General features: G+C 69.4%; 20 protein-coding genes. 7 read left to right on the top strand and 13 right to left on the bottom strand.

Annotated features, from left to right (window positions below):
* Positions 1-147: 147 nt before the first annotated feature.
* The gene (locus tag ON30_RS06160) at positions 148-348 is read right to left on the bottom strand and encodes a DUF2530 domain-containing protein (protein WP_040704826.1); all 201 of its coding nucleotides are present in this window, start codon (positions 346-348) and stop codon (positions 148-150) included.
* Between the two features lie 102 nt (positions 349-450).
* On the opposite strand from ON30_RS06160, the gene ON30_RS06155 reads away from it, so the two are divergent.
* The 3 genes from ON30_RS06155 (at position 451) to ON30_RS06145 (ending at position 3,947) form a co-directional block, all read left to right on the top strand.
* Positions 451-1,014, top strand: a complete 564-nt coding sequence (locus tag ON30_RS06155; RefSeq protein ID WP_040704825.1) for an isochorismatase family protein — start codon at positions 451-453, stop codon at positions 1,012-1,014.
* Positions 1,015-1,200: 186 nt separating this feature from the next.
* Positions 1,201-3,240 carry an ATP-dependent DNA helicase gene (locus ON30_RS06150; protein WP_040704824.1) on the top strand — a complete coding sequence of 680 codons (2,040 nt, stop codon included), beginning with the start codon at positions 1,201-1,203 and terminating at the stop codon, positions 3,238-3,240.
* Positions 3,241-3,248: 8 nt separating this feature from the next.
* The gene (locus ON30_RS06145) at positions 3,249-3,947 is read left to right on the top strand and encodes a methyltransferase domain-containing protein (RefSeq protein ID WP_040704823.1); all 699 of its coding nucleotides are present in this window, start codon (positions 3,249-3,251) and stop codon (positions 3,945-3,947) included.
* Positions 3,948-4,189: 242 nt separating this feature from the next.
* Here ON30_RS06145 and ON30_RS06140 read toward each other — a convergent pair whose 3' ends face one another.
* The 6 genes from ON30_RS06140 to glgP form a co-directional block, all read right to left on the bottom strand.
* Positions 4,190-4,951, bottom strand: coding sequence for an ESX secretion-associated protein EspG (locus ON30_RS06140; RefSeq protein ID WP_040704830.1), 762 nt, complete (start codon positions 4,949-4,951; stop codon positions 4,190-4,192).
* A gap of 37 nt (positions 4,952-4,988) precedes the next feature.
* Positions 4,989-6,329 (bottom strand): hypothetical protein, encoded by a 1,341-nt coding sequence (locus ON30_RS38360; protein ID WP_040704822.1) that lies wholly within the window; start codon positions 6,327-6,329, stop codon positions 4,989-4,991.
* Positions 6,329-6,718 carry a hypothetical protein gene (locus ON30_RS06130; protein WP_051028980.1) on the bottom strand — a complete coding sequence of 130 codons (390 nt, stop codon included), beginning with the start codon at positions 6,716-6,718 and terminating at the stop codon, positions 6,329-6,331. Before ON30_RS06130 ends, ON30_RS38360 begins: the two co-directional genes overlap by 1 nt.
* Before the next feature lie 89 nt (positions 6,719-6,807).
* Positions 6,808-7,392 carry a DUF3558 domain-containing protein gene (locus ON30_RS06125; RefSeq protein WP_040704821.1) on the bottom strand — a complete coding sequence of 195 codons (585 nt, stop codon included), beginning with the start codon at positions 7,390-7,392 and terminating at the stop codon, positions 6,808-6,810.
* A gap of 135 nt (positions 7,393-7,527) precedes the next feature.
* On the bottom strand, positions 7,528-8,874 hold the full coding sequence (locus ON30_RS06120) for an NCS2 family permease (protein WP_040704820.1): 1,347 nt from the start codon (positions 8,872-8,874) through the stop codon (positions 7,528-7,530).
* An 80-nt stretch (positions 8,875-8,954) separates the two neighbouring features.
* On the bottom strand, positions 8,955-11,522 hold the full coding sequence (glgP, locus tag ON30_RS06115) for an alpha-glucan family phosphorylase (RefSeq protein WP_040704819.1): 2,568 nt from the start codon (positions 11,520-11,522) through the stop codon (positions 8,955-8,957).
* A gap of 129 nt (positions 11,523-11,651) precedes the next feature.
* Between glgP and ON30_RS06110 the strand changes: the two genes are divergently transcribed.
* Both ON30_RS06110 and glgB read left to right on the top strand, forming a co-directional pair.
* Positions 11,652-13,658, top strand: coding sequence for an alpha-1,4-glucan--maltose-1-phosphate maltosyltransferase (locus tag ON30_RS06110; RefSeq protein ID WP_040704828.1), 2,007 nt, complete (start codon positions 11,652-11,654; stop codon positions 13,656-13,658).
* Positions 13,659-13,687: 29 nt separating this feature from the next.
* Positions 13,688-15,832: a 1,4-alpha-glucan branching protein GlgB gene (gene glgB / locus ON30_RS06105; RefSeq protein WP_051028981.1), complete on the top strand. Its 2,145-nt coding sequence runs from the start codon at positions 13,688-13,690 to the stop codon at positions 15,830-15,832.
* Positions 15,833-15,881: 49 nt separating this feature from the next.
* Here glgB and ON30_RS06100 read toward each other — a convergent pair whose 3' ends face one another.
* The 3 genes from ON30_RS06100 to ON30_RS06090 all read right to left on the bottom strand — a co-directional run bounded on the left by ON30_RS06100 (position 15,882) and on the right by ON30_RS06090 (position 18,496).
* Entirely contained in the window at positions 15,882-16,724 is an 843-nt protein-coding gene (locus ON30_RS06100) for a tetratricopeptide repeat protein (protein ID WP_040704817.1), read from the bottom strand.
* A 124-nt stretch (positions 16,725-16,848) separates the two neighbouring features.
* Positions 16,849-17,208, bottom strand: coding sequence for a DUF3817 domain-containing protein (locus tag ON30_RS06095; RefSeq protein ID WP_040704816.1), 360 nt, complete (start codon positions 17,206-17,208; stop codon positions 16,849-16,851).
* Between the two features lie 103 nt (positions 17,209-17,311).
* A complete protein-coding gene (locus ON30_RS06090; protein ID WP_040704815.1) occupies positions 17,312-18,496 on the bottom strand; it encodes an acetyl-CoA C-acetyltransferase in 1,185 nt (394 codons plus the stop codon).
* 136 nt (positions 18,497-18,632) lie between these two features.
* Between ON30_RS06090 and mce the strand changes: the two genes are divergently transcribed.
* Together mce and ON30_RS06080 are read left to right on the top strand one after the other, a co-directional pair.
* Positions 18,633-19,103, top strand: a complete 471-nt coding sequence (gene mce / locus ON30_RS06085) for a methylmalonyl-CoA epimerase (protein WP_040704814.1) — start codon at positions 18,633-18,635, stop codon at positions 19,101-19,103.
* A gap of 86 nt (positions 19,104-19,189) precedes the next feature.
* Complete coding sequence (locus tag ON30_RS06080) at positions 19,190-20,194, top strand: coiled-coil domain-containing protein (RefSeq protein WP_040704813.1); 1,005 nt, start codon at positions 19,190-19,192, stop codon at positions 20,192-20,194.
* A 215-nt stretch (positions 20,195-20,409) separates the two neighbouring features.
* Here the strand turns inward: ON30_RS06080 and ON30_RS40875 are convergent, their stop codons facing one another.
* Genes ON30_RS40875 through nucS form a run of 3 tightly spaced genes read right to left on the bottom strand, consistent with a single transcriptional unit; the run spans position 20,410 to position 22,142 of the window.
* Positions 20,410-20,709: an Rv1322 family protein gene (locus ON30_RS40875; protein WP_083911170.1), complete on the bottom strand. Its 300-nt coding sequence runs from the start codon at positions 20,707-20,709 to the stop codon at positions 20,410-20,412.
* Positions 20,710-20,732: 23 nt separating this feature from the next.
* The gene (locus ON30_RS06075) at positions 20,733-21,452 is read right to left on the bottom strand and encodes an endonuclease/exonuclease/phosphatase family protein (protein ID WP_040704827.1); all 720 of its coding nucleotides are present in this window, start codon (positions 21,450-21,452) and stop codon (positions 20,733-20,735) included.
* A 6-nt stretch (positions 21,453-21,458) separates the two neighbouring features.
* Positions 21,459-22,142, bottom strand: coding sequence for an endonuclease NucS (gene nucS / locus ON30_RS06070; protein WP_040704812.1), 684 nt, complete (start codon positions 22,140-22,142; stop codon positions 21,459-21,461).
* Positions 22,143-22,342 lie beyond the last annotated feature (200 nt).

The raw sequence follows: 22,342 nt of genomic DNA, 5'->3' as shown, positions 1-22,342 counted from the left end.
GGCAGACCGTCGACGTCGACGGTCTGCCCGATCTGGCCCAGAGCCGCGAACTGGTGGCGCGGGGGTTGGTCAGTCTGCCGTGGGAAGGGCTGAAACTGTCCGCGGGCGAACCCGCGATCCCGACCACCTTCCTGCCCTGAGCGCGGTTCAGCGGTCGCGACCGGCGCGACGGCGGGCCACCCACTCCACCGCGGCCACCGACAGCGCACCGACCAGGAATCCCTTGATCGCCACCGAGATCCAGTCGTCGATGCTGTCGAACTCCGCGCCCAACGCCAGACTCGCCAAGGCGTAGGCCACGTAGGCGACGAACACCGCGATCCCGATCCTGAGTGCCTTGTTGCTCACTGCCGTCTCCGTTTCCGGCCCCGTTCGGGCCACACAGGGTTATCCCCGAACCGGGTAGGCTGCGTTTACATCCTCGGTCGCACCAACGGAAGGGCGTGCGTCATGAGCCGGGCGCTGATCATCGTCGACGTGCAGAACGACTTCTGCGAAGGCGGATCGCTGGCCGTCGCGGGCGGCGCGGCCGTGGCCGCCGACATCAGCGACCACGTCGCGGGCACCGACTACGCCGAAGTGGTCGCCACCCGCGACCACCACATCGATCCGGGTGCGCACTTCTCCGACGACCCCGACTACGTCGACAGTTGGCCGCCGCACTGCCGGGTCGGCACACCGGGCGCGCAGTTCCACCCGAACCTCGACCTCGGTCCCGTCGACGCGGTCTTCTCCAAAGGCGAATACAGCGCCGCCTATTCGGGATTCGAGGGCAGCACCGAGGACGGCGTGTCCCTGGCCGAATGGCTGCGCGGGCGCGGCGTCGACGCCGTGGACATCGTCGGGATCGCCACCGACCACTGCGTGCGCGCCACCGCCCTGGACGCCGTCTCCGCCGGTTTCGACACCACGGTGCTGCTGAACCTGACCGCCGGGGTCGCCGTCGAGACCACCACCACGGCCATGGGGCAGATGAAGGCCGCCGGGGTGCGGTTGACCGGTCCGACCCTCTGAGCGCCGAGCGTCGCGCCTCTCGGGCATGTCCGGGCCGAGCCGTCCAGGCCCAGCAGTCCGGGGCCGGGCCGTCCAGGCTCAGCGGTCCGGGCCGTCCAGGATGCGACCGGTCGGTCCGACTTTCCGAGCGCGGGCCGAGCCGTCTGGGCCGGTGAAGGTGTCGGTGCCGCGACGTAGGCTGCTCAGGTGCCCGAACTGCCGTCAGTCCCGCAACTGCTGTCCGCCGCCGTCACGGCCCTCGGCGGCAAGGAACGCACCGGACAGCTGAGTATGGCCGCCGCCGTCGACCACGCCATCGACACCCGCGAGCACCTCGCCGTCCAGGCGGGCACCGGCACCGGCAAGTCGCTGGCCTACCTCGTGCCCAGCCTGCGGCACGCCGTGCGCACCGGTCGCACCGTCGTGATCTCCACCGCCACCATCGCGCTGCAACGCCAGCTGGTCGACCGCGACCTGCCGCGTCTGGCCGACGCGCTGAGCGAACCGCTCGGGCGCACCGCCAAATTCACGATCCTCAAGGGCCGCAACAACTATTTGTGCCTGAACAAGATCAACAGCGCGCTGCCGGAGGAACCCGCCGAGGCCGAACTCTTCGACGCCTTCGCCGTCTCCCGCCTGGGCCGAGAAGTCAAGCGGCTCAACGAATGGGCCTCCGACACCGAGACCGGCGACCGCGACGAACTCGCCCCGGGCGTCAGCGACCAGGCGTGGCGGCAAGTCAGCGTGTCCTCGCGCGAATGCCTCGGCAAATCCCGCTGCCCCTTCGGCCAGGACTGCTTCGCCGAACGCGCGCGCGGCGAATCCGCGCAGGCCGACATCGTCGTCACCAATCACGCGCTGCTGGCCATCGACGCCATCAGCGGCATCCAGGTGCTGCCCGAACACGACGTGGTCGTCATCGACGAGGCGCACGAACTGGTCGACCGCGTCACCGGGGTCGCCACCGCCGAACTCGCCCCCACCGCCATCAGCGCCGCCGCCCGGCGCTGCGCCAAACTCATCGATGAACGCGAGGTCGACCGCCTCGAAGGCGCGGCCGAAGCATGGCACGCCGCCCTGGACGATCTGCCCGCCGCGCGCTGGGACGCCATGCCCGACGGCGTCGCGCAGGTCCTCGCGCTGGTCCGCGACGCCGCCTGGAACGCCCGCACCGCCCTCAACCCGCCCGGCAGTTCCAGCGCCCAGGGCGACGCCGACACCGCCGCCGCCCGCACCCTCGCCCTGGCCGCCATCGACGACGTGCACGACAGCGCGGTCCGCGCCCTCACCTCTTTCGAGGAGACCGACCCCTCCGCCCGGCGCGACGTCATCTGGCTGTCCGCCGACGAGGTCCGCGGCGTCGCCCGCAAGACGCTGCGCATGGCCCCGCTGTCGGTCGGCGGCCTGCTGCGCACCCGCCTGTTCGGCGCGTCCACCGTCATCCTGACCTCGGCCACCCTCCAGATCGGCGGCTCCTTCGACAGCCTCGCCATCACCTGGGGTCTGCCCGCCCTGACACCCAACCGCCCCGACACCGGCACCGCCACCGGATCGCAGGCCCCCGCCGACGCTGACACCGTGCACTGGAGTTGCCTCGACGTGGGCTCCCCGTTCGACCACGCCAAATCCGGCATCCTCTACGTCGCCAGACACCTGCCGGCCCCCGGCCGCGACGGCCTCGCCCCGGCCTACCTGGACGAGATCGAACGGCTCATCGAAGCGGCGGGCGGACGCACCCTCGGCCTGTTCTCCTCGATGCGCGCCGCCAAAGCCGCCACCGAGGCGCTGCGCCCGCGCCTGGACACCCCGATCCTGTGCCAGGGCGAGGACGCCACCGGCGCACTGGTCCGGAAATTCGCCGACGACCCCGCCACCTCGCTGTTCGGCACGCTGTCGCTGTGGCAGGGCGTCGACGTGCCCGGCCCGTCACTGAGCCTGGTGATCCTGGACCGCATCCCGTTCCCCCGCCCCGACGATCCGCTGCTCGCCGCGCGGCAGCGCGCCGTGGAATCGCGCGGCGGCAACGGATTCCTCACCGTTGCCGCGAATCACGCCGCCCTCCTGCTGGCCCAGGGCACCGGCCGACTGCTGCGCAGCGTGGACGACCGCGGCGTGGTCGCGATCCTCGACTCCCGCCTGGCCACCGCCCGCTACGGCGGCTACCTGCGCGCGTCCCTGCCCCCGTACTGGGAGACGGCCGACCCGGAGGTCGTCACCAAGGCCCTGCGTCGCCTGACCGCCAACTGAGGAGCACCGTGGATCCCGCCGCACCGGCCGATTCGATCGGCGACTACCTGATCAGCGCGCGGTCCCTCGACGAATACCGCGCCATGTTCGCCCTCACCGACACCGACCTGCACGATCGCGCCATCCTCGACTGTCCCGGCGGCGCGGCCGCTTTCGCCGCCGAAGCCGCCGGCCTGGGGGCGCGGGTCACCGCCGTCGACCCCGCCTACGTCCACCCCGCCGACCGCCTCCGCGACCACGTCCTCGCCGAAACCGATCGCGGCGCCGAATGGCTCGACGCCCACGCCGACCGCTACGTCTGGGGCCACTACGGCACCCCCGAACACCACCACCGCGTCCGCCGCGCCGCCGCCACCCGCTTCGCCGCCGACCGCACCGCGCACCCGTCCCGCTACATCGCCGCCGCCCTGCCCGCACTTCCCTTCCCGGACAACGACTTCGACCTGGTCCTGAGCTCCCACCTGCTCTTCACCTACGCCGACCGACTCGACACCGACTTCCACCACGCCGCCCTGCGCGAACTCCTGCGCGTCGCGCGCGGCGAAGTCCGCGTCTACCCCTTGGTCGACTACCTCGGCGTCCCGCAGGACGCTTTGGTCGCCGAATTGTCCGCCCGCCTCGCCGAACACGGCGTACGCACCGAACACCGCACCGTCACCTTCGAGTTCCACCGCGGAGCCGACACCATGCTGATCCTCCGCAACTGAGCTCACTCCCCCTCGAGAGCGGCGATACCTCGCCTGCACCTCGAACGCCCTCCTGAACTCCGGACACCGACCCACCTCAGCCCGCGATATGGGACACGCTCGGCGACCGCCCTGTTCCCGCCACCCGCGCCACCGACACCGACGACCTACAGGCAGCGTCCCTCGGGACGGGCAGCGTCCCTCGGAACGGCCGGCCTGGAACCTCCTGCGGCGAGCACGGCGCAGTCTCCTGGAAACTGCCGCTACCAGGCGCGGACAGTGGCGCGGTGGGTCGACTCGATCAGTTCGCGCAGACGGTTCGTGATCTCCTCGCGCGAACCGGGCGTGAGAGTGAACTCGTCGCGATCGTGATTGTGCAGCAGGTAGCGGCCGTCGGTCGGCAGGTAGTCCATCCAGTGGAAGCCGCGACCGTCGTTCGTCGGACGGCTGTCGATCGCGCCGCCGCGGAACACATTCACCTCTCCCAGGCCCGAACGCGGACGCCGCACGATCCGATTGATCTCCTCCAGGTACGGGTCGCGAATGTGCGTTGCCCGCGCCATATCCGAGCGTCGACCCGTGACCGGCGCGATACGCCCCGGCGCGCACTCCGGCACCGCGGCGATGATCTTCGCCGCCGCCTCACCCACGCCCGTCCTGGTGAGGATCACATCGCGCCCGTACCGCTGGGTCGGCCCCGGACGCTGCACCGCCACCGTGGCCACCGACCCCACCATCCCGGCGTGCACCCGCACCACGCCACCGAAATCGGGGCCGTAGAAACCGTGCACCTCCACCCGCACCTGCGGTTCCAACAGCACCCGCAACGCCTCGAACAACTCCCGGCTCGCGAACCCCGCCATCTCCCGCCCGGCCTGCTGCCGCAACCGGTGATAATCCTCGGCGACCTCGATCCCCGGATCGTCGGCGATGTAGCGGATCGGATACGGCAACCTGTCCCGCCCGAAACCCTCCACCGCGATCTGGAACATCAAACCGCTCAGATGCCAGCGCTCGTCACTCATCCGCGCGCCCACTCACTCGTTCCACACCCGCCCGCTCTCATCCGCCGATCACACCGCCCGGCGGCAACGCGGGCGGTTGCGTCCCGAGCAGTTCGTCACCGTGGTCGTAGATCAGGTAGTCGGGAGTCGAATGCTCGTCGTCCTCGTCACCCTTGCCGCGACCACCGCCCGCACCACCCATCCCCGGCGTCCCGGCCCGCCCCGTCGAGGACCCCGTGCCACGGTTCGACCCGTTCGACTTGCTCGCCGTGTTCCCCGCCGCACCGGCCCCCGGAACACTGCGGCCCGCACTCGGCGTACCCGTCCCCGGCGAACCCGACCCGGGGACACCGCTCCCCAGATTCGGCGACCCCGAACCCGGCACCCCTGAACCCGGCGTATTCGCGGTCGGCACACTCGGATTCGCGGACTGCGGCGTCGTCGGCGTCGCCGTCTTGCTCGGATCGGTGTTCGTACTCTGCGGCGTCGTCGGGGTACTCGACTTACTCGGATCGGTGTCCGTGGTCTGCGGCGTCGTCGGCTGCTCGGTGGTGCCCTGCGGCGTCGAACCTTGCGGCGTCGACCCCGACGGCACCGTCGGCGTCTGCGTCCCCCCGGGCCCACCCGGATCGTTGGTCTTCGGCTTGTCCGACCCGTCGCCGTCGGTACTGCTCGACGGCTCCGCGAACTTCGGCGTCCGCCCGTCCACGTCCTCCGCCCCCGGCCGGTAGTAATTGATCATCACGTACCGCGCCTGCTCCTCCGCCTCCTCCGCCCGATAACTCGGCCCCTTCACCACACTCTGGAACGGCAGCGCATCCACCAACTTGTCCCCGAACGTCAAGTTGTCCGGCTCCCCCACCGACCCCTTCGCCTGCGCCAGATGCCCCTCCATCAAATCCAACCCGTGCCCCACCAACTGGAACCCCGCCGCCAAACTCGTGAACGAGGTGGCGAACTGCCGAGTCGCCTCGATCGCCTTAGCCCCCGACTGCCCATTCCAATGCTCCGTGATCGACTGCTCGATGCCGGTCGAGTACTCCTCCACGGCAGTGCGGGCCTGGCCGGCCAAGGCACGCCAACCATCTGCGCCCGAATTGACCAATGTGGGATCTATGTCCCGTACTGCGGCGTAGATCTGCTGATGATCCATGGTTTCGAACTTGTCCTGGAAGGTCAGGGCGCGACCGTCATTGCCCGCACCCGACTCGGTCATGAGACTGGAGTACTCAGTGCCGACGATCGCACGATCCTGATCCCACGTGTTCTTCTGATTCTCCGCGCGTTGCTGATCGGCGGTCTTCGAACTATCCGCGTCGTCGCGAGAATTGTGGATCGTGTTCGTCAATCCGATGATCGGGTTGCTCGACCATGCCATCCACGAATCCCAGTCCACCATTACTGCACCTCCGCTTCGGCATTCCCCAACTTCTGAGCGTTGGTCAGATCCGTCTCCTGGATCGTTCCGATCGCCTTCGCGTACGTCTCGGACATCAGCGTGAGTATTTCGATGCTCTGCTGCAAGCGGATCAGTGCCGAACCATCGGCTCCGGTCGCCTTCGCCTCGAATTTCTTCCGGAGGGTGTTCGCGGTGTCCAGGCCACCGAAGCCCTGAAGTATTTCCAGCGCTCGCGCACGGGTCAGCATCAAGTCGAGTTTCCCACGCATCTTCTCGGCGTGTGCCTTCAATGCGTTGCCGATATCGGGGTCCATCTTCAACTCACCCGACTCCGCCTGTGTTTTGAGATTCTTCCAATGCGTGACCATGTCCTGCATTTCCGCAGCCATGCCGTCATCCCTCCCTGAGAACTGAACTATCGAGCACATCGGCCGGTCGACTTCGCCGAACCCCGCGCTCGTGCCCCGCCGACTGGCCCCTATTTCGGAAGATAGGGAAGGAGCCCGGCGGCATACTCCATCGCGAGATCGCACGGAGGTGCCTGGGGCAGGCTCGCCCGCTGGCTGTAGAACCAGCCCGCCGAAATCTCATACGACCCTTCGGGAGACGACAGGGCGACGTAGCACGCCAGCTTGTCGGGATCGCTCTTGTCATAGAAGGTCAAGGCGGACTGACCTCCCACCCGCACATCCTGAATCCCGGCGATCTTGGTGTTGGTTCGCCACTGGTCCAGCGTGACCGTCAAGGCACCCACGATGAGGGAGTACGGGCCTATCGTAGATGGCCACTGACACATCCGGGCGCCGACCGGTCCGCTCTTTGCATCTGTCACTGTTTCTTTGGCTGCGGGATCGACGCGGGCCGCCAGCAACGCATCACTGCCGAGGTCGGAGCAGGGGTTCCAAGTCAGCGGCCGCTCCCCATTCACCCCGGTGGACGGCCCCGCCGTCTGCGGAGCCCCCTCGACAGTCGTCCCACACCCCGCGACAACCCCCACCACCACGAGCCCGGCGACGATCGCGGGAAGCGCACGCCGCCACGTCATCCGATCGATCGTTCGCATCTCACTCCTGTAGTCGCGCGGAGCAACCCGTCACAGGATTTGACGCGCCGGATCCCCCACCGGTTCCCTTCGGACCGCCCTCAGATTAGCGCACCGCACGGACCGACCGAGCGGTACATCGAGACCACGCCGCGTTCATTCGGCGAGGAAGAAGAAGTACCCGAGGAAGACCAGGACGAGCGCCCACATGACGGGGTGGACTTCGCGGGCGCGGCCGCGGGCGAGCATGACGAGGGGGTAGAAGGTCAGGCCCATGGCGAGGCCGTTGGCGATGGAGTAGGTCAGAGGCATGACGGTGACGGTGAGGAAGGCGGGGATGGCGTATTCGAGGCGGGTCCAGTCGATTTCGCCGAGGGCGCGGGACATGAGGACGCCGACGACGATGAGGGCGGGCGCGGTGACTTCGGGTGAGCCCGCCACGACGGCGAAGATCGGGTAGCAGAACATGGCGAGCAGGAACCAGCCCGCGGTGGTGACGGCGGTGAGGCCGGTGCGTCCGCCCGCGGAGACGCCCGCGGTGGATTCGACGTACGCGGTGGTGGTGGAGGTGCCGATGACGGCGCCCGCCATGGTGCCGACGGAGTCGGCGGCGAAGGCGCTGGCGGCGCGGGGCAGGCGGCCGTTCTCGTCGAGCAGTCCGGCTTGGTTGGCGACGCCGATGAGGGTGCCGCCGCAGTCGAAGAAGTCTACGAAGAGCATGGTGAGGATGACGACGGCCATCTGTCCGGTGAAGGCGTCGGGCAGGTGGACGATGGCTTGGCCGAAGGTTTCGTCGAGGCCGCGGGGCAGGGCGGCGACGCCGTCGGGCAGGTGGACGAGTCCGGTGAGGATGCCGAGCAGGGCGGTGAGCACGATGCCGTAGAGCACCGCGCCGTGCCAACCTCTGACCAGGAACAGGACGGTGACGACGAGCCCGAACAGCGCCAGCAGGGTGGTGCCCTCGGTGAAGTCGCCGAGGGTGACGAAGGTGGCTTCGTCGGCGACGACGATGCCCGCGTTCTTGAGGCCGAGGAAGGCGACGAACAGTCCGATGCCCGCGCCGACGGCGAATTTCATGGGCAAGGGGATGGCGTCGAGGATGCGTTCGCGCACGCGGGTGACGGCCAGGACGAAGAAGATCACGCCGGACAGAAAAGTGCCCGAGAGCGCGACCTGCCAGGGGATGCCCATGCCGAGGACGACGGAGTAGGCGAAGAAGGCGTTGAGCCCCATGCCGGGGGCGAGTGCGATGGGGTAGCGCGCCCACAGTCCCATGACGAGGGTGCCGAAGACGGCGGCGACGGCGGTGGCGGTGAACACCGCCTGCATGGGGATGCCTTTGTCGCCGAGGGCGCCCTGGTCACCGAGGATGGCCGGGTTGACCGCGAGGACGTAGGACATGGCGAGGAAGGTGACCGTGCCCGCCAGCAGTTCGGTGCGGATCGTGGAGCCTTGCGCGGCGACGCCGAAGTAGGCGTCGACGCGGTCGTGGACCCGGGCCATGCGCTCTCCCCTGGATGTCGATGGTTGACCTGTCCCGCACGCTGTCCGACGGGTGCCGTTCAGCCGCCGGGCGTGACAACTCAGCCGCCGGGCGCGACGACCAGGCCGAGTTCGGCGTCGGAGGCGAGCAGGTCGTCGTGCGGGAGGACGCGCACGGTGTAGCCGACCGCGCCGGACAGCGGGACGGGTGTGCGCACCTGGAAGATCTCGGCGCCGGATTCGGAACCCGCGTGGGTCATCGGGACCACGACGGTGTCGGAGAGTTCGTCGGTGGTGGAGACCCGGCCGAGGACCGCCTGCACCGACACCTCGCCCGGGGTGAGTCCGCCGAGGTCGATCCGCGCGGTGAGGGCGAGTTCGGCGCCGATGATCGGGGTATCGGGCAGGCCGGCGCTGTCGACCTGGACGACCTTCACCGACGGCCAGGCCGATTCGACCCTGCGCCGGTATTCCGCGACCGCGCGCGCACCGGCGTAGTCGTCGGCGGCGGCGCGGCGGAACGCGGCGGCGGCGGGCGCGTAGTACTCGACGGCGTAGTCGCGGACCATGCGCGAGGCCAGCACCTTCGGTCCGAGGGTCTGCAAGGTGTGGCGGACCATCTCGACCCAGCGGCCGGGCAGGCCCGCGGTGTCGCGTTCGTAGAAACGCGGCGCGACGGTGCGTTCGACGAGTTCGTAGAGGGCGGCGGCTTCGAGGTCGTCGCGGCGGTGTTCGTCGGTGACGCCGTCGGCGGTGGGGATGGCCCAGCCGTTCTCGCCGTCGTACATCTCGTCCCACCACCCGTCACGGATGGACAGGTTGAGTCCGCCGTTGAGCGCGGATTTCATGCCGGAGGTGCCGCAGGCCTCGAGCGGGCGCAGCGGGTTGTTGAGCCAGACGTCGCAGCCCCAGTACAGGTGGCGGGCCATCGACATGTCGTAGTCGGGCAGGAAGACGATGCGGTGCCGCAGTTCCGGGTCGTCGGCGAAGCGCACGACCTGCTGGATCAGCGATTTGCCGCCGTCGTCGGCGGGGTGGCTCTTGCCCGCGACGACCAACTGCACCGGCCGTTCGGGGTCGAGCAGCAGGTCGCGCAGCCGTTGCGGGTCGCGCAGCATCAGGGTGAGCCGTTTGTAGGTGGGGACGCGGCGGGCGAAGCCGACGGTGAGCACGTCGGGGTCGAAGACGTCCTCGACCCAGCCGAGTTCGGCGGGGGCCGCGCCGCGTTCGAGCCAGGACGCGCGCACCCGGCGGCGAACCTCGGCGACCAGGCCCGCGCGCAAGGTGTTGCGGGTGGACCACAGGTCGGCGAGCGGGACCTCGCGCAGCCGTTCCCAGCCGCGCGCCTCCTCGACGAGTTCGGCGCCGATGTGCTCGCGGGCCTTGTCGACCCATTCGCGGGCGGCCCAGGTGGGGGCGTGCACGCCGTTGGTGACCGACCCGATCGGCACTTCGGCGGGGTCGAAGCCGGGCCACAGCGGCGCGAACATCGACCGGCTGACCTCACCGTGCAGGCGGGACACGCCGTTGGCGCGCTGGGCGAGTCGCAAGCCCATGTGCGCCATGTTGAAGACTTCGGGGTCGGCTTCGCGGCCCAGCGACAGGATGCGGTCCACCGGGAGGCCGGGCAGCAATGTCGAGTCGGCTTCGCCGTTGTTCCCGCCGAAGTAGCGACGCACCAACGACATCGGGAACCGGTCGATGCCCGCCGGGACGGGGGTGTGGGTGGTGAACACGGTGCCCGCGCGCACGGCGGCCAGGCCGGTGTCGAAATCCATGCCCGCCGAGACGTATTCGCGGACGCGTTCGACGCCGAGGAACCCCGCGTGTCCTTCGTTCATGTGGAAGACCTCGGGATCGGGCAGGCCCTCGACCCCGGTGTAGGCGCGCACCGCCCGCACGCCGCCGACGCCGGCGAGGATCTCCTGTTTGATCCGGTGGTCCTGGTCGCCACCGTAGAGCCGATCGGTGACCGCGCGCAGTTCGGGATCGTTCTCGGCGATGTCGGAGTCGAGCAGCAGCAGCGGCACCCGCCCGACCTGCGCGATCCACACCCGCGCGCGCAGCACGCGCTGATCGGGCATCGCGACGTGCACCAGTACCGGGGAGCCGTCGGCGGTGAGCAGGCGCAGCGGCAGGCCCTGCGGGTCCAGCGCCGGGTAGTGCTCGAGCTGCCATCCGTCGGCCGAGAGCGACTGGCGGAAGTAGCCCGAGCGGTAGAGCAGGCCGACGGCGATCAGCGGCAGCCCGAGATCGGAGGCGGCCTTGAGGTGGTCGCCCGCCAGAATGCCGAGGCCGCCGGAGTAGTTCGGCAACACTTCGGTGACACCGAACTCCATGGAGAAGTAGGCGATGCCGCCGACCTCGGATTCGGTGCGCTGGAACCAGCCGGGGGCGTCGAGGTAGGCGCGCAGGTCCGCGGCGGCCGCGTCGACGCGGCGCGGATAGTCGGGGTCGGCGGCGAGTTCGTCGAGCCGCGCGGCGGGCACTTCACCGAGCATGCGGACGGGGTCGTGCCCGAGGTCGCGCCACAGTCCGGGGTCCAGATCGCGGAACAGGTCCTGGGTCGGACCGTCCCACGACCAGCGCAGATTGGTGGAGAGCTCACCCAGGGCCGCGAGTCGGTCGGGCAGGTGGGCACGCACGGTGAAACGACGGAGGGCCTTCACTCAGCGAACCCTACCGGTTACCCGCCCGCACCTCCCGATGGGCGACGCAGGTCACGTCGCCGCCTCGGCGGGGGGCGCGGCAACCCTTCGATCCGCTCGTGAGCGGGTGGTGCCGGTAGGTTGGTCCCCGTGACCGGCCGCATCGCCATCGACGACACCGCACCGTCCCTCGGAGCGGGCCGCTATCCGTCCAAGGCCGTCGTGGGCGAGATGTTCCCGGTACGCGCCGTGGTGTGGCGCGAGGGGCACGACGCCGTCGCGGCGAGTCTGGCCGTGCGCGCGCCGGGGTCGAGCCGGGTGACCAGGATCCGGATGACCCCCGATGCCGAGCCGGACGTCTTCAACGCCGTTTTCACCCCGCATATCGCCGGGACCTGGACTTTCCGGGTGGAGGGTTGGAGCGATCCGATCGCGACGTGGCGGCACTCGGTGGAGGCCAAACTCGCCGTCGGGCAGAGCGCGGTCGATCTGGCCAACGATCTGGAACTGGGCGCGCGCCTGTTCGACCGGGCCGCGCAGGCGGTGCCGAAGAAGCAGTTCGAGCGATTGCGCGCGGTGGCCGCGGCCTTGCGCGGCGACGAACAACTGCCCGCCCGGGTGGCGCCGGCGTTCACCGAGGAGGTCGCCGAGATCCTGCGCGCCACGCCGCTGCGCGATCTGGTCACCCGCGGCCCCCAGCACTCCGTGTTCGTGGAACGTCGCCGCGCGCTGTTCGGGGCGTGGTACGAGTTCTTCCCCAGGTCGACCGGCGGGCGCGACGCGAAAGGCGTTCCGGTGCACGGCACCTTCGCGACCGCGGCCGCCGAATTGCCGCGCATCGCCGCGATGGGCTTCGACGTGGTCTACCTGCCGCCGATCCACCCGATCGGCGCGGTGAACCGCAAGGGCCGCAACAACTCCCTGACCGCAGAACCGGGCGACGTCGGTTCGCCGTGGGCGATCGGGTCGGCCGACGGCGGTCACGACGCGATCCATCCGGCGCTGGGCTCCGAAGCCGATTTCGTCGAATTCGTCGCCGCCGCCGACCGTCTCGGCCTCGAAGTCGCCTTGGACCTGGCACTGCAGTGCGCGCCCGACCACCCGTGGGTGGCGGCGCATCCCGAGTGGTTCACGACCCTGCCCGACGGCACCATCGCTTTCGCCGAGAACCCGCCGAAGAAGTACCAGGACATCTACCCGGTCAACTTCGACAACGACCCGGACGGTCTCTACGCCGAGGTCCTGCGGGTGGTCCGGCACTGGATCTCGTTGGGCGTGAAGATCTTCCGCGTCGACAATCCGCACACCAAACCCGCGGACTTCTGGGAGTGGCTGATCGCGACGGTGCGGCGCACCGATCCCGACGTGCTCTTCCTGTCGGAGGCGTTCACCCGCCCGGCGCGCCTCTACGGTCTGGCCCGGCGCGGCTTCACCCAGTCCTACACCTATTTCACCTGGCGCGTGGCCAAGTGGGAGCTGACCGAATTCGGCAACGAACTGGCCGCCAAGGCCGACGAGGCGCGCCCGAACCTGTTCGTCAACACTCCCGACATCCTGCACGAGAGCCTCCAGCACGGCGGTCCGGGCATGTTCGCGATCCGCGCGGTGCTGGCCGCGACCCTGGCCCCGACCTGGGGCGTCTACTCCGGGTTCGAGCTCTACGAGCACCAGGCCGTGCGCCCGGGCAGCGAGGAGTACCTGGATTCGGAGAAGTACGAACTGCGTCCGCGCGCGTTCGCCGAGGCCCTGGCGCGCGAGGAGTCGTTGGAGCCGTGGCTGACCCGGCTCAACGAGATCCGGCGCGCGCATCCCGCGCTGCAACAGTTGCGCTGCGTGCATTTCCACCACGTCGACAACGACGCGCTCATCGCCTACTCCAAATTCGATCCGGTGGGCGGCGACGCGGTGCTGGTCGTGGTGAACCTGAATCCGTACGGGGCCGAACAGGGTTTCGTCTCGGTCGACCTGCCCGCGATCGGCCGCGAATGGCACGACCACCCGGTGGTCTTCGACGAGGTCAGCGGGGAGGAATACCACTGGGCGCAGACGAATTACGTCCGGCTCGATCCGTCCCGCGCGGTCGCGCACATCCTGGCATTGCCCCCGGTGCCCCAGCGGGTGCGGGCCGAACTCGCCTACCGACGGTCGTTCACGTGAGCGGCGCGGCACCGCACCGCCGTGACCTGATGCTGCTGGCGGCGGGCACCCACACCGACCCGCACACCGTGCTGGGCGCGCATCCGCATCCCGACGGGGTCGCGGTCCGGGTGCTGCGTCCGCACGCGGAGTCGGTGCACATCCGGGTCGGCGGCGTCGATCACGCGCTGACCTCGCTCGGTCACGGCGTGTTCGCGGCCGCGCTGCCGTACCCGGATCTGCGGGACTACCGCGTCGTGACCACCTATCCCGGCGGTCAGCGGGTGCTCGCCGCCGACGGTTACCGGTTCCTGCCCACAGTCGGCGACCTCGATCTGCATCTGATCGGCGAAGGCACCCACGACCGACTCTGGGAGGTGCTCGGCGCGCATCCGCGCCGCTACACCACCCTCGACGGCGAGGTCACCGGTACGTCGTTCGCGGTGTGGGCGCCGAACGCGCGCGGCGTCACCGTGACGGGAGATTTCGACGGCTGGAGCGGGCAGGCCGCGCCCCTGCGCAGACTGGGCGGCTCGGGAATCTGGGAGGTGTTCGTCCCCGGCGTCGAGGTCGGCGCCCGCTACAAGTACCGGGTGCACGGCGCGGACGGTCGCACCGTCGACCACGCCGACCCGCTGGCCTTCGCCACCGAGACACCGCCCGCCACCGCCTCGGTGGTCGCCGCGAGCACCTATACCTGGGGTGACGCCGACTGGCTCGACCACCGCCGTGGCCTCGACCCGACCCGCGCGCCGATGAGCGTCTACGAGGTGCATCTGGGTTCGTGGCGGCCCGGGCTGTCCTACCGCGAACTCGCCGACCAACTCGTCGACTACGTCACCGCGACCGGCTACACCCACATCGAACTGCTGCCGGTGTCCGAACATCCCTTCGGCGGATCGTGGGGCTACCAGGTCACCTCCTACTACGCCCCCACCGCGCGCTTCGGCTCCCCAGACGATTTCCGATTCTTCGTCGACCGGATGCACGCCGCCGGGATCGGCGTCCTGCTGGACTGGGTGCCCGCGCACTTCCCGCGCGACGAATGGGCGCTGGCCCGCTTCGACGGCACCCCGCTCTACGAACATCCCGACCCGCGCCGCGGCGAACAGCTCGACTGGGGCACCTACATCTTCGATTTCGGCCGCAACGAGGTCCGCAACTTCCTCATCGCCAACGCCCGCTACTGGGTCGAGGAGTTCCACATCGACGGCCTGCGCGTCGACGCCGTCGCCTCGATGCTCTACCTCGACTACTCCCGCGGCGAAGGCCAGTGGGAGCCCAACGCGCACGGCGGCCGGGAGAACCTGGAGGCCGTGGCGTTCCTGCGCGCGCTCAACGACTCGCTGCACCGCGACCACCCCGGCGTGATCACCGTCGCCGAGGAGTCGACCACCTGGCCCGGGGTGACAACGGGTACCGACGTCGGCGGCCTCGGCTTCACCATGAAGTGGAACATGGGCTGGATGCACGACACCCTCGGGTTCCTGCGCCGCGATCCCATCCACCGCAGTTGGCACCACAACGAGATCACCTTCTCGCTGGTGTACGCGTGGAGCGAGAACTACGTACTGCCGATCAGCCACGACGAGGTCGTGCACGGCAAGGGCACACTGTGGACGCGGATGCCCGGCGACGATTTCGCCAAGGCCGCGGGCGTGCGCGCGCTGCTGGCCTACATGTGGGCCCATCCGGGCAAGCAACTGCTGTTCATGGGCCAGGATTTCGGGCAGTTCCGCGAGTGGTCGCACGACCGCGGCCTGGACTGGGCGGAACTGGACAACCCGCTGCACCGCGGGATCACCGACGCCGTGCGCGCGCTCAACCGCGTGTATCGCGAGCATTCGGCGCTGTGGAGTCAGGACGCCACGCCGGGCGGCCACTCCTGGATCGAGGCCGACGACCGCGACAACAACGTGCTGGCGTTCCTGCGCTACGGCGCCGACGGCTCGGTGGTGGCCTGCGTGCACAACTTCTCGGGCTCGACGCACGGCGCCTACCGCGTCGGCCTGCCGGTGGCGGGCGCGTGGCGCGAGATCCTCAACACCGACGCCGCCGACTACGGCGGGTCCGGGATCGGCAACCTGGGCGCGGTCGAGACCGAATCGGTCCCCTGGCACGGGCGACCGGTGTCGGCGGCGGTGGCCCTACCCCCCAACAGCGCGATCTGGCTGGCGGGACCGACCCCCGGATAGCCGAACGGTCCGGCCGCGCGTTCGGCGCGACCGGACCGGGCGACTCGGATCAGTACAGGGCGGCGGCGAGCTTGCGACGGGCCGCGACCACGAACGGTTCGGCCGCGTCGAACAGCTCGAACAGCTCCAGCAGCCGGGTGCGCGCCGCGGTGCGGTCATCCCCGGCGGTGCGCTTGACCAGCGCGATGAGCCTGTCGAAGGCGGCCTCGGGCTGCTGGTTGAGCAGTTCCAGATCCGCGGCGGCCAGCGCCCGCTCGACCGAGGCGGGATCGGCGTCGGCATCGGCCACCGCCGTCTCGGGCGCTTGCTGCGCGCGGGTGAGGAACCGCAGTTGCCGCAGCGCGCTGGTGGCCTGCTCATTGCCCGGTTCGGCGGCGATGATCGCCTCGTAGGCGGCTTCCGCGCCCGCCATGTCCCCGCGTTCGAGGGCTTCCTCGGCGGCGACGAAGCGCGGGTCCTCGGGCTGCTCGGCTTCGCCGCCGGGCGCGCCCTCGAGCTTGCCCGCGACGGCGTCGATCACCGCGTCGAGCCACTGCCGGACCTGCGCTTCGGGCTGCGCGCCCTCGAAATCGGCCAGCGGTTGACCGCCCGCGATCGCGACGACGGTGGGGATGCCCTGCACCCGCAGCGCCTGGGCGATCTGCATGTTGTTCTCGGCCTCGACGGTGGCCAGATCCCAGGCGCCCGCGTCCTCGGCGACGAATCTCTCGAAGGTGCGCACCAATTCGATGCTGCCGGGGCTGCGCTGGGAATACAGCACGACCACCACCGGCACCTGCGTCGAACGGCGCAGCACCTTGGTCTCGAAATCCGCCACCGACACCGCGTGGTCGGCGCCGGGGGCTCCGGCGGGCGGCTGTTTCAGACCGGACAGATCCACCGCACCGGACATGGCTGCGGCGACGGCGGGCGAAGGGCGGCGTGCGGCTGGTCGAGTCACGACATCCAGTTTGTCACGACGGCACCGCCGTCACGACGCCGACTTCGTCATGTCGGGCCCGCGGGCGGGGTTCCGGTCAGGGAGTCGAGGGGGCGGTGGCCGGGACGGCCGCGCCCTCGGCCGGGGTCAGCTTGCCGGTGCGCGCCGCCCACACCTCGAAGACGACCGTGCAGAACGGCGGGATGCTCGACAGCAGGGCCAGCGCGGTGGTCACCAGATTCCACCCGAGTTCGCGGGCGGCCAGCAGCGCCGACAGCACGAACAGCACGAAGATGCCGCCGTGGATGGGGCCGAAGATCTTCACGCCGATCTCGTTGCCCGGGTCCGGGATGTACTTGAAGGCCATGCCGGTCAGTAGTCCCAGCCAGGACAGCGCCTCGAGCACAGCGAAGAAGCGGAACCGGCCGACGACACTGCGCAGATCGAAGTAACCCATGCGCTCATTGTGCCGCATTTACTACGACGGTCCGTAGTTGCCCTCGTCACATCGGACGAAACGGACATCCGCCGCCGAGGTGCTCGGCGGCGGATGGTCTCTCCTAGGCGGGAACCCGAACGATCAGGGCGTCACCCTGACCGCCGCCGCCGCACAGCGCCGCCGCGCCGACACCGCCGCCGCGCCGCTTCAACTCCAGCGCCAGGTGCAGCAGGATGCGCGCGCCGGACATCCCCAGCGGATGGCCGATCGCGATCGCGCCGCCGTTGACGTTCACCTTGGCCGGATCGATGCCCAGCTTGCGGGTCGAGGCGATACCGACCGCCGCGAACGCCTCGTTGATCTCCACCAGATCCAGATCGGCGGGCGCGATGCCCTCGCGCGCGCACGCCTTGGCGATGGCGTTGGCGGGCTGGTCCTGCAACGTCGAATCCGGACCGGCCACCACGCCCGCCGCGCCGATCTCGGCGATCCAGCTCAGACCCAGCTCCTCGGCCTTGGCCTTGCTCATCACCACGACCGCCGCCGCGCCGTCGGAGATCTGCGACGCGCTGCCCGCGGTGATCGTGCCGTCCTTGCGGAACGCGGGACGCAACTTGCCCAGCGACTCGACGGTGGTGTCGGCGCGGATGCCCTCGTCGGTGTTCACCAGCACCGGGTCACCCTTGCGCTGCGGCACCGCCACCGGCGTCACCTCTTCGTCGAAGAGGCCGTTCTTCCACGCGGCCGCCGCGCGCTGGTGCGAAGCCGCGGCGAACGCGTCCTGCTCCTCGCGCGACACGTGGTCCTCGCCGTTGCGCTGCTCGGTGAGCGCGCCCATCGCCTGATCGGTGAAGATGTCGTGCAGTCCGTCGTAGGCGAGGTGGTCGCGCAGCGTCACATCGCCGTATTTGAAGCCCTCGCGGCTCTTCTCGAGCATGTGCGGTGCGCGGCTCATCGATTCCTGGCCGCCCGCCACCACGATCTCGTACTCGCCCGCCCGGATCAGCTGATCGGCCAGCGCGATGGCGTTGATGCCGGACAGGCAGACCTTGTTCAGGGTCAGTGCGGGCACGTCCATCGGGATGCCGCCCGCCACCGCGGCCTGCCGCGCCGGGATCTGGCCCGTGCCCGCGGTGAGCACCTGGCCCATGATCACGTAGTCGACCTGCTCGGGCGCGACGCCGCCCTTGTCCAGCGCGGCTTTGATGGCCAGGCCGCCCAGATCCGAGCCGCTGAAATCCTTCAGTCCGCCGAGCAGACGTCCGACCGGGGTGCGCGCACCGGAAACGATCACGGTTGTGGTCACGACGAGCCTCTCATTCGGGTGGATCGCGCCGCGCGAACCGCCCTCACCTGGGGAGAGCGTGACGTCGGCGTTTCGTACTCAACGGTAGCTTGTCCGCCCCGGGCGGCGGCGCGGAGGTGCGCGCTACCGTCGAGTAGTGAGCACAGCACAGACACCCGCATTGATCCCCGGCGATTACGTCGTCGCGGTGGACCACGTCGGCATCGCCGTACCCGACCTGGACGCCGCGATCGCCTGGTACGCAGACAATCTCGGCATGATCGAGACCCACCGCGAGGTCAACGAGAGCCAGGGGGTGCACGAAGCGATGCTCTCGCTGCCCGGCGCACCCGACGGCGCGACTGCCCTCCAATTGCTGGCGCCCCTGAACGCCGAGTCGACCATCGCCAAGTTCATCGATCGCAGCGGCCCCGGCCTGCAACAACTGGCCTACCGCGTCACCGACCTCGAGGCGGTCTCCGCGTATCTGCGCGATCGCGGCATTCGACTGCTCTACGAGGCGCCGCGGCACGGCACCGCCGATTCGCGCATCAATTTCATCCACCCGAAGGATGCTGGCGGTGTGCTGGTGGAGTTGGTGGAACCGAACCCGAGTGTGACGCACTGATATCAAGATCAGAGGGCGAAAACTGATCGGAATCACATTCCCGGTCGAGTCACCATCATGTGCCCGTAGGCTGTAGTTTGTGTGCCATGTCGTCACCTGAGTCCGATCGCAATCGCTTCGTTGCACTGCCCTTCACCGTTGTGCGCAAGGGTTATGCGCAAGACGAGGTACGCAACTACTTCGACCGCTTCGACGCAGAGCTGAGGGTCACCGCCACCGACCGCGATGCCGCTGCGGCGCAGGCACGTAACCTCGCGAGCCAGTTGGAGGATGCGCGGGACGAGATCGACGAACTCCGCAAGGAGGTCGACCGCCTCTCGGTTCCGCCCACCACCGCGGAAGGCATGTCCGACCGCATCTCTCGCATGCTCCGACTGGCCTCCGACGAGGCGTCCGAAGTCCGCGCCCTCGCGCAGGCCGAGGCCGCCGAGATGGTGTCGATCGCCGAGCAGCAGGCGACCGAGATGCGTGGCAAGTACGAGTCGCTGCTCGCGGAGACGAAGGAGAAGCGCGAGGCGCTCGACATCGAGTTCGAGCAGACCCTCGCCAACGCGCGTACCGAGTCCAACAAGATCATCGAGGCCGCCCAGGCCGAGGCCGACCGCCTCGGCAAGGAAGCCGATGCCAAGCGCAAGGCCACCCAGCAGGACTTCGAGGTCACCATGGCGGAGCGGCGCACCAAGCTGACCCGCGCGATGGAGGAGCTCGAGGCCACCAGCCGCGCCGAGGCCGCGCAGCGCATCAAGGATGCCACCGACGAGGCCAACCGCCTCATCACCTCCGCCACCCAGACCTCCGAGCGCAAGATCGCGCACGCCAAGGAACTGGCCGAGGAGATGCGCGTGCTGCGCGGGCGCGTCCTGGCCCAGCTGCTGGGCATCCGGGGCCAGCTCGACTCGGTCCCGGCCATGCTGGCCGCGGTCAACCGGGAGAGCGAACTGCTCGACGGCGTGCCGGATCAGCGCAAGTCGATCGGCGGCGGCGCCACCAAGTCCGTCACCGGCTCGCGCGCCAAGGCGATCCCCGAGGTCGCCCACGACGACGAGGACATCGACGCCGAGGAGCGTGAGAACGCCGAAATCTCGAACTGACGACGTCCGAACGCGACAGGCGACGACGCTCCACCAGCTCCGAGTTCCACCGGTTCCACCCGAAGGCCGCCCCCCAGGGGGCGGCCTTCCGTCATTTTTCACCCCGTTATCGACCCGGTTTCCGTATTACCGGTAGGTATTTTGGGGTCGAATGGCGACTCGCGGTCCGCGACGATTGCCGAGCAGTAACTTTTCAATACCGATCAGGTCTAGATTCACGACCAGCGACGGGTGATTCGGCGCGTTCGACGACCGTTCCAGCACCCCTGATGCCAGTGCCTGCGGTCCTCCTCGCCCCCGTCGACCGCCCAGGCCACGATATGCGGCACGCCGCGGGCTATTTCGTGGTCGCACCCGGGGCACCGATATGTCTTAACTGCACGGTTGCCAGGAACCGTGTGGACGATATAGGTCTCGTCGTCCGGGCCCGCCTCCGTCCGTCCGAACACGTCACCGAGCGGCGCGGGGCCCGAACGCGGCGCGGAATCGCGGGAACGGGGCTTACGGCGGGGCATGGCTCAAGGGTAGGCGGGCGGGTTCACGCCCCGGTCAGCGACAGTCGCGCCCGCACCGGATTGTGGTCCGACAGCCCCCCGGCGGACTCCACACCCGCCTCCACGATCGCGACATCGCGCGCCACGACGTGATCGATGAACTGGCTCTTGGTCCCCGAGGACCGCGGCCGCGTCGGCAGGCCGTCCCGCGGCAGTTCCGCCACCGTGAACGCGTCCCCGAGATGTTCGGCGACCGAATCGCGGCCGATGTTGAAATCCCCCAGCAGCACCACGGGTCCGCCCGCGGCGTCGGCGACCTCGCGCAGTCGCGTCAACTGCTCCCAGCGCCGTGCGTCACCCGTCACGTGGGTCGCCAGCACGGTCACCCCGCCCACGCGCACCGCCAAGACGCCTTTACCACCGTCGCTGTCGAAGGATTCGGCCTCGACCCGCTCGCCGGCCCCGTCGACGACGAGCACCAGATATTCGTCACGATCGGTCAAGACCGTCGGGCCGTGCCGTGGCTGCGGGACGCGCCGGTACTTCAGTTCGTGGAACTCGCGGTGCGGCAGCGCGGTGCGCAACGCGGCCAACTGATCCCCGCTGACCTCCTGCAAGGCGATCACCCGATCGGGCATCGCCACGATCCGCGCGGTGATCGCCGCGATCCGTTCGGACTCCACCGGCCAGCGGTCCGCGACATCTTCGTACCAGTTCTCCGCGTGGACACGGTGCAGCACGTTCCAGGTGGTGACAGCGATCATCATCGTTCAGAACAGCCGGAACTCGTTGCTCTCGGTACCGCGCAGCGCATCGTAATCCAGGGTCAGACACCGAATCCCGCGATCCTCGGCCAACGTGCGCGCCTGCGGTTTGATCTGCTGGGCCGCGAACACCCCGGCCACCGGCGCCAACAGCGGGTCACGATTGAGCAGATCCAGGTAGCGGGTGAGCTGTTCGACACCGTCGATCTCGCCGCGGCGCTTGATCTCCACCGCCACCGTGGCGCCGTCGGCGTCCCGGCACAGCAGATCCACCGGGCCGATGGCCGTCATGTACTCGCGTCGGATGAGCGTGTAGCCGGGACCGAGGGTCTGCACGTGCTCGGCCAGCAACTCCTGGAGATGGGCCTCCACACCGTCTTTGACCAGACCGGGATCGACGCCCAGATCGTGCGCGGAGTCGTGCTCGATCTCCTCGACGGTGATCCGCAGTTCCTCGCTCGCCTTGTTCGTCACCACCCACAGCGCCTTCGCCCCCTCCGGCACGTCGTCGGGACGCTCCTCGAGCCAACACGGCGGGCTCATCCAGTTCAGCGGCTTGTACGAACCGCCGTCGGAATGCACCAGCACCGAACCGTCGGCCTTGATCATCAAGAGCCGCCGGGCCATCGGCAGGTGGGCGGTCAGACGACCGACGTAGTCGACCTGGCAACGAGCAATCACTAGGCGCACCCGGACGAGTCTAGGCCCTCCGCAGCCCACACCCGAACCCGCTCGACCTCCGACACCCGAAATCCGTTCTCGCGCCGAGTCTCCGATCCCGATCACATTCACATTCACCCCATGAGGCCGCGCAACCCCGGTACTCAACCCCCGGGCGTGCGAACTCGGTCGGCCCCGCTGGTCTCGGTGGTTCCAGTTTCGAGCTGGTC

The sequence above is a fragment of the Nocardia takedensis NBRC 100417 genome (assembly GCF_000308695.1).
Lineage (GTDB): Bacteria > Actinomycetota > Actinomycetes > Mycobacteriales > Mycobacteriaceae > Nocardia > Nocardia takedensis.
This window is presented reverse-complemented; position numbering and strand designations above follow the sequence as displayed.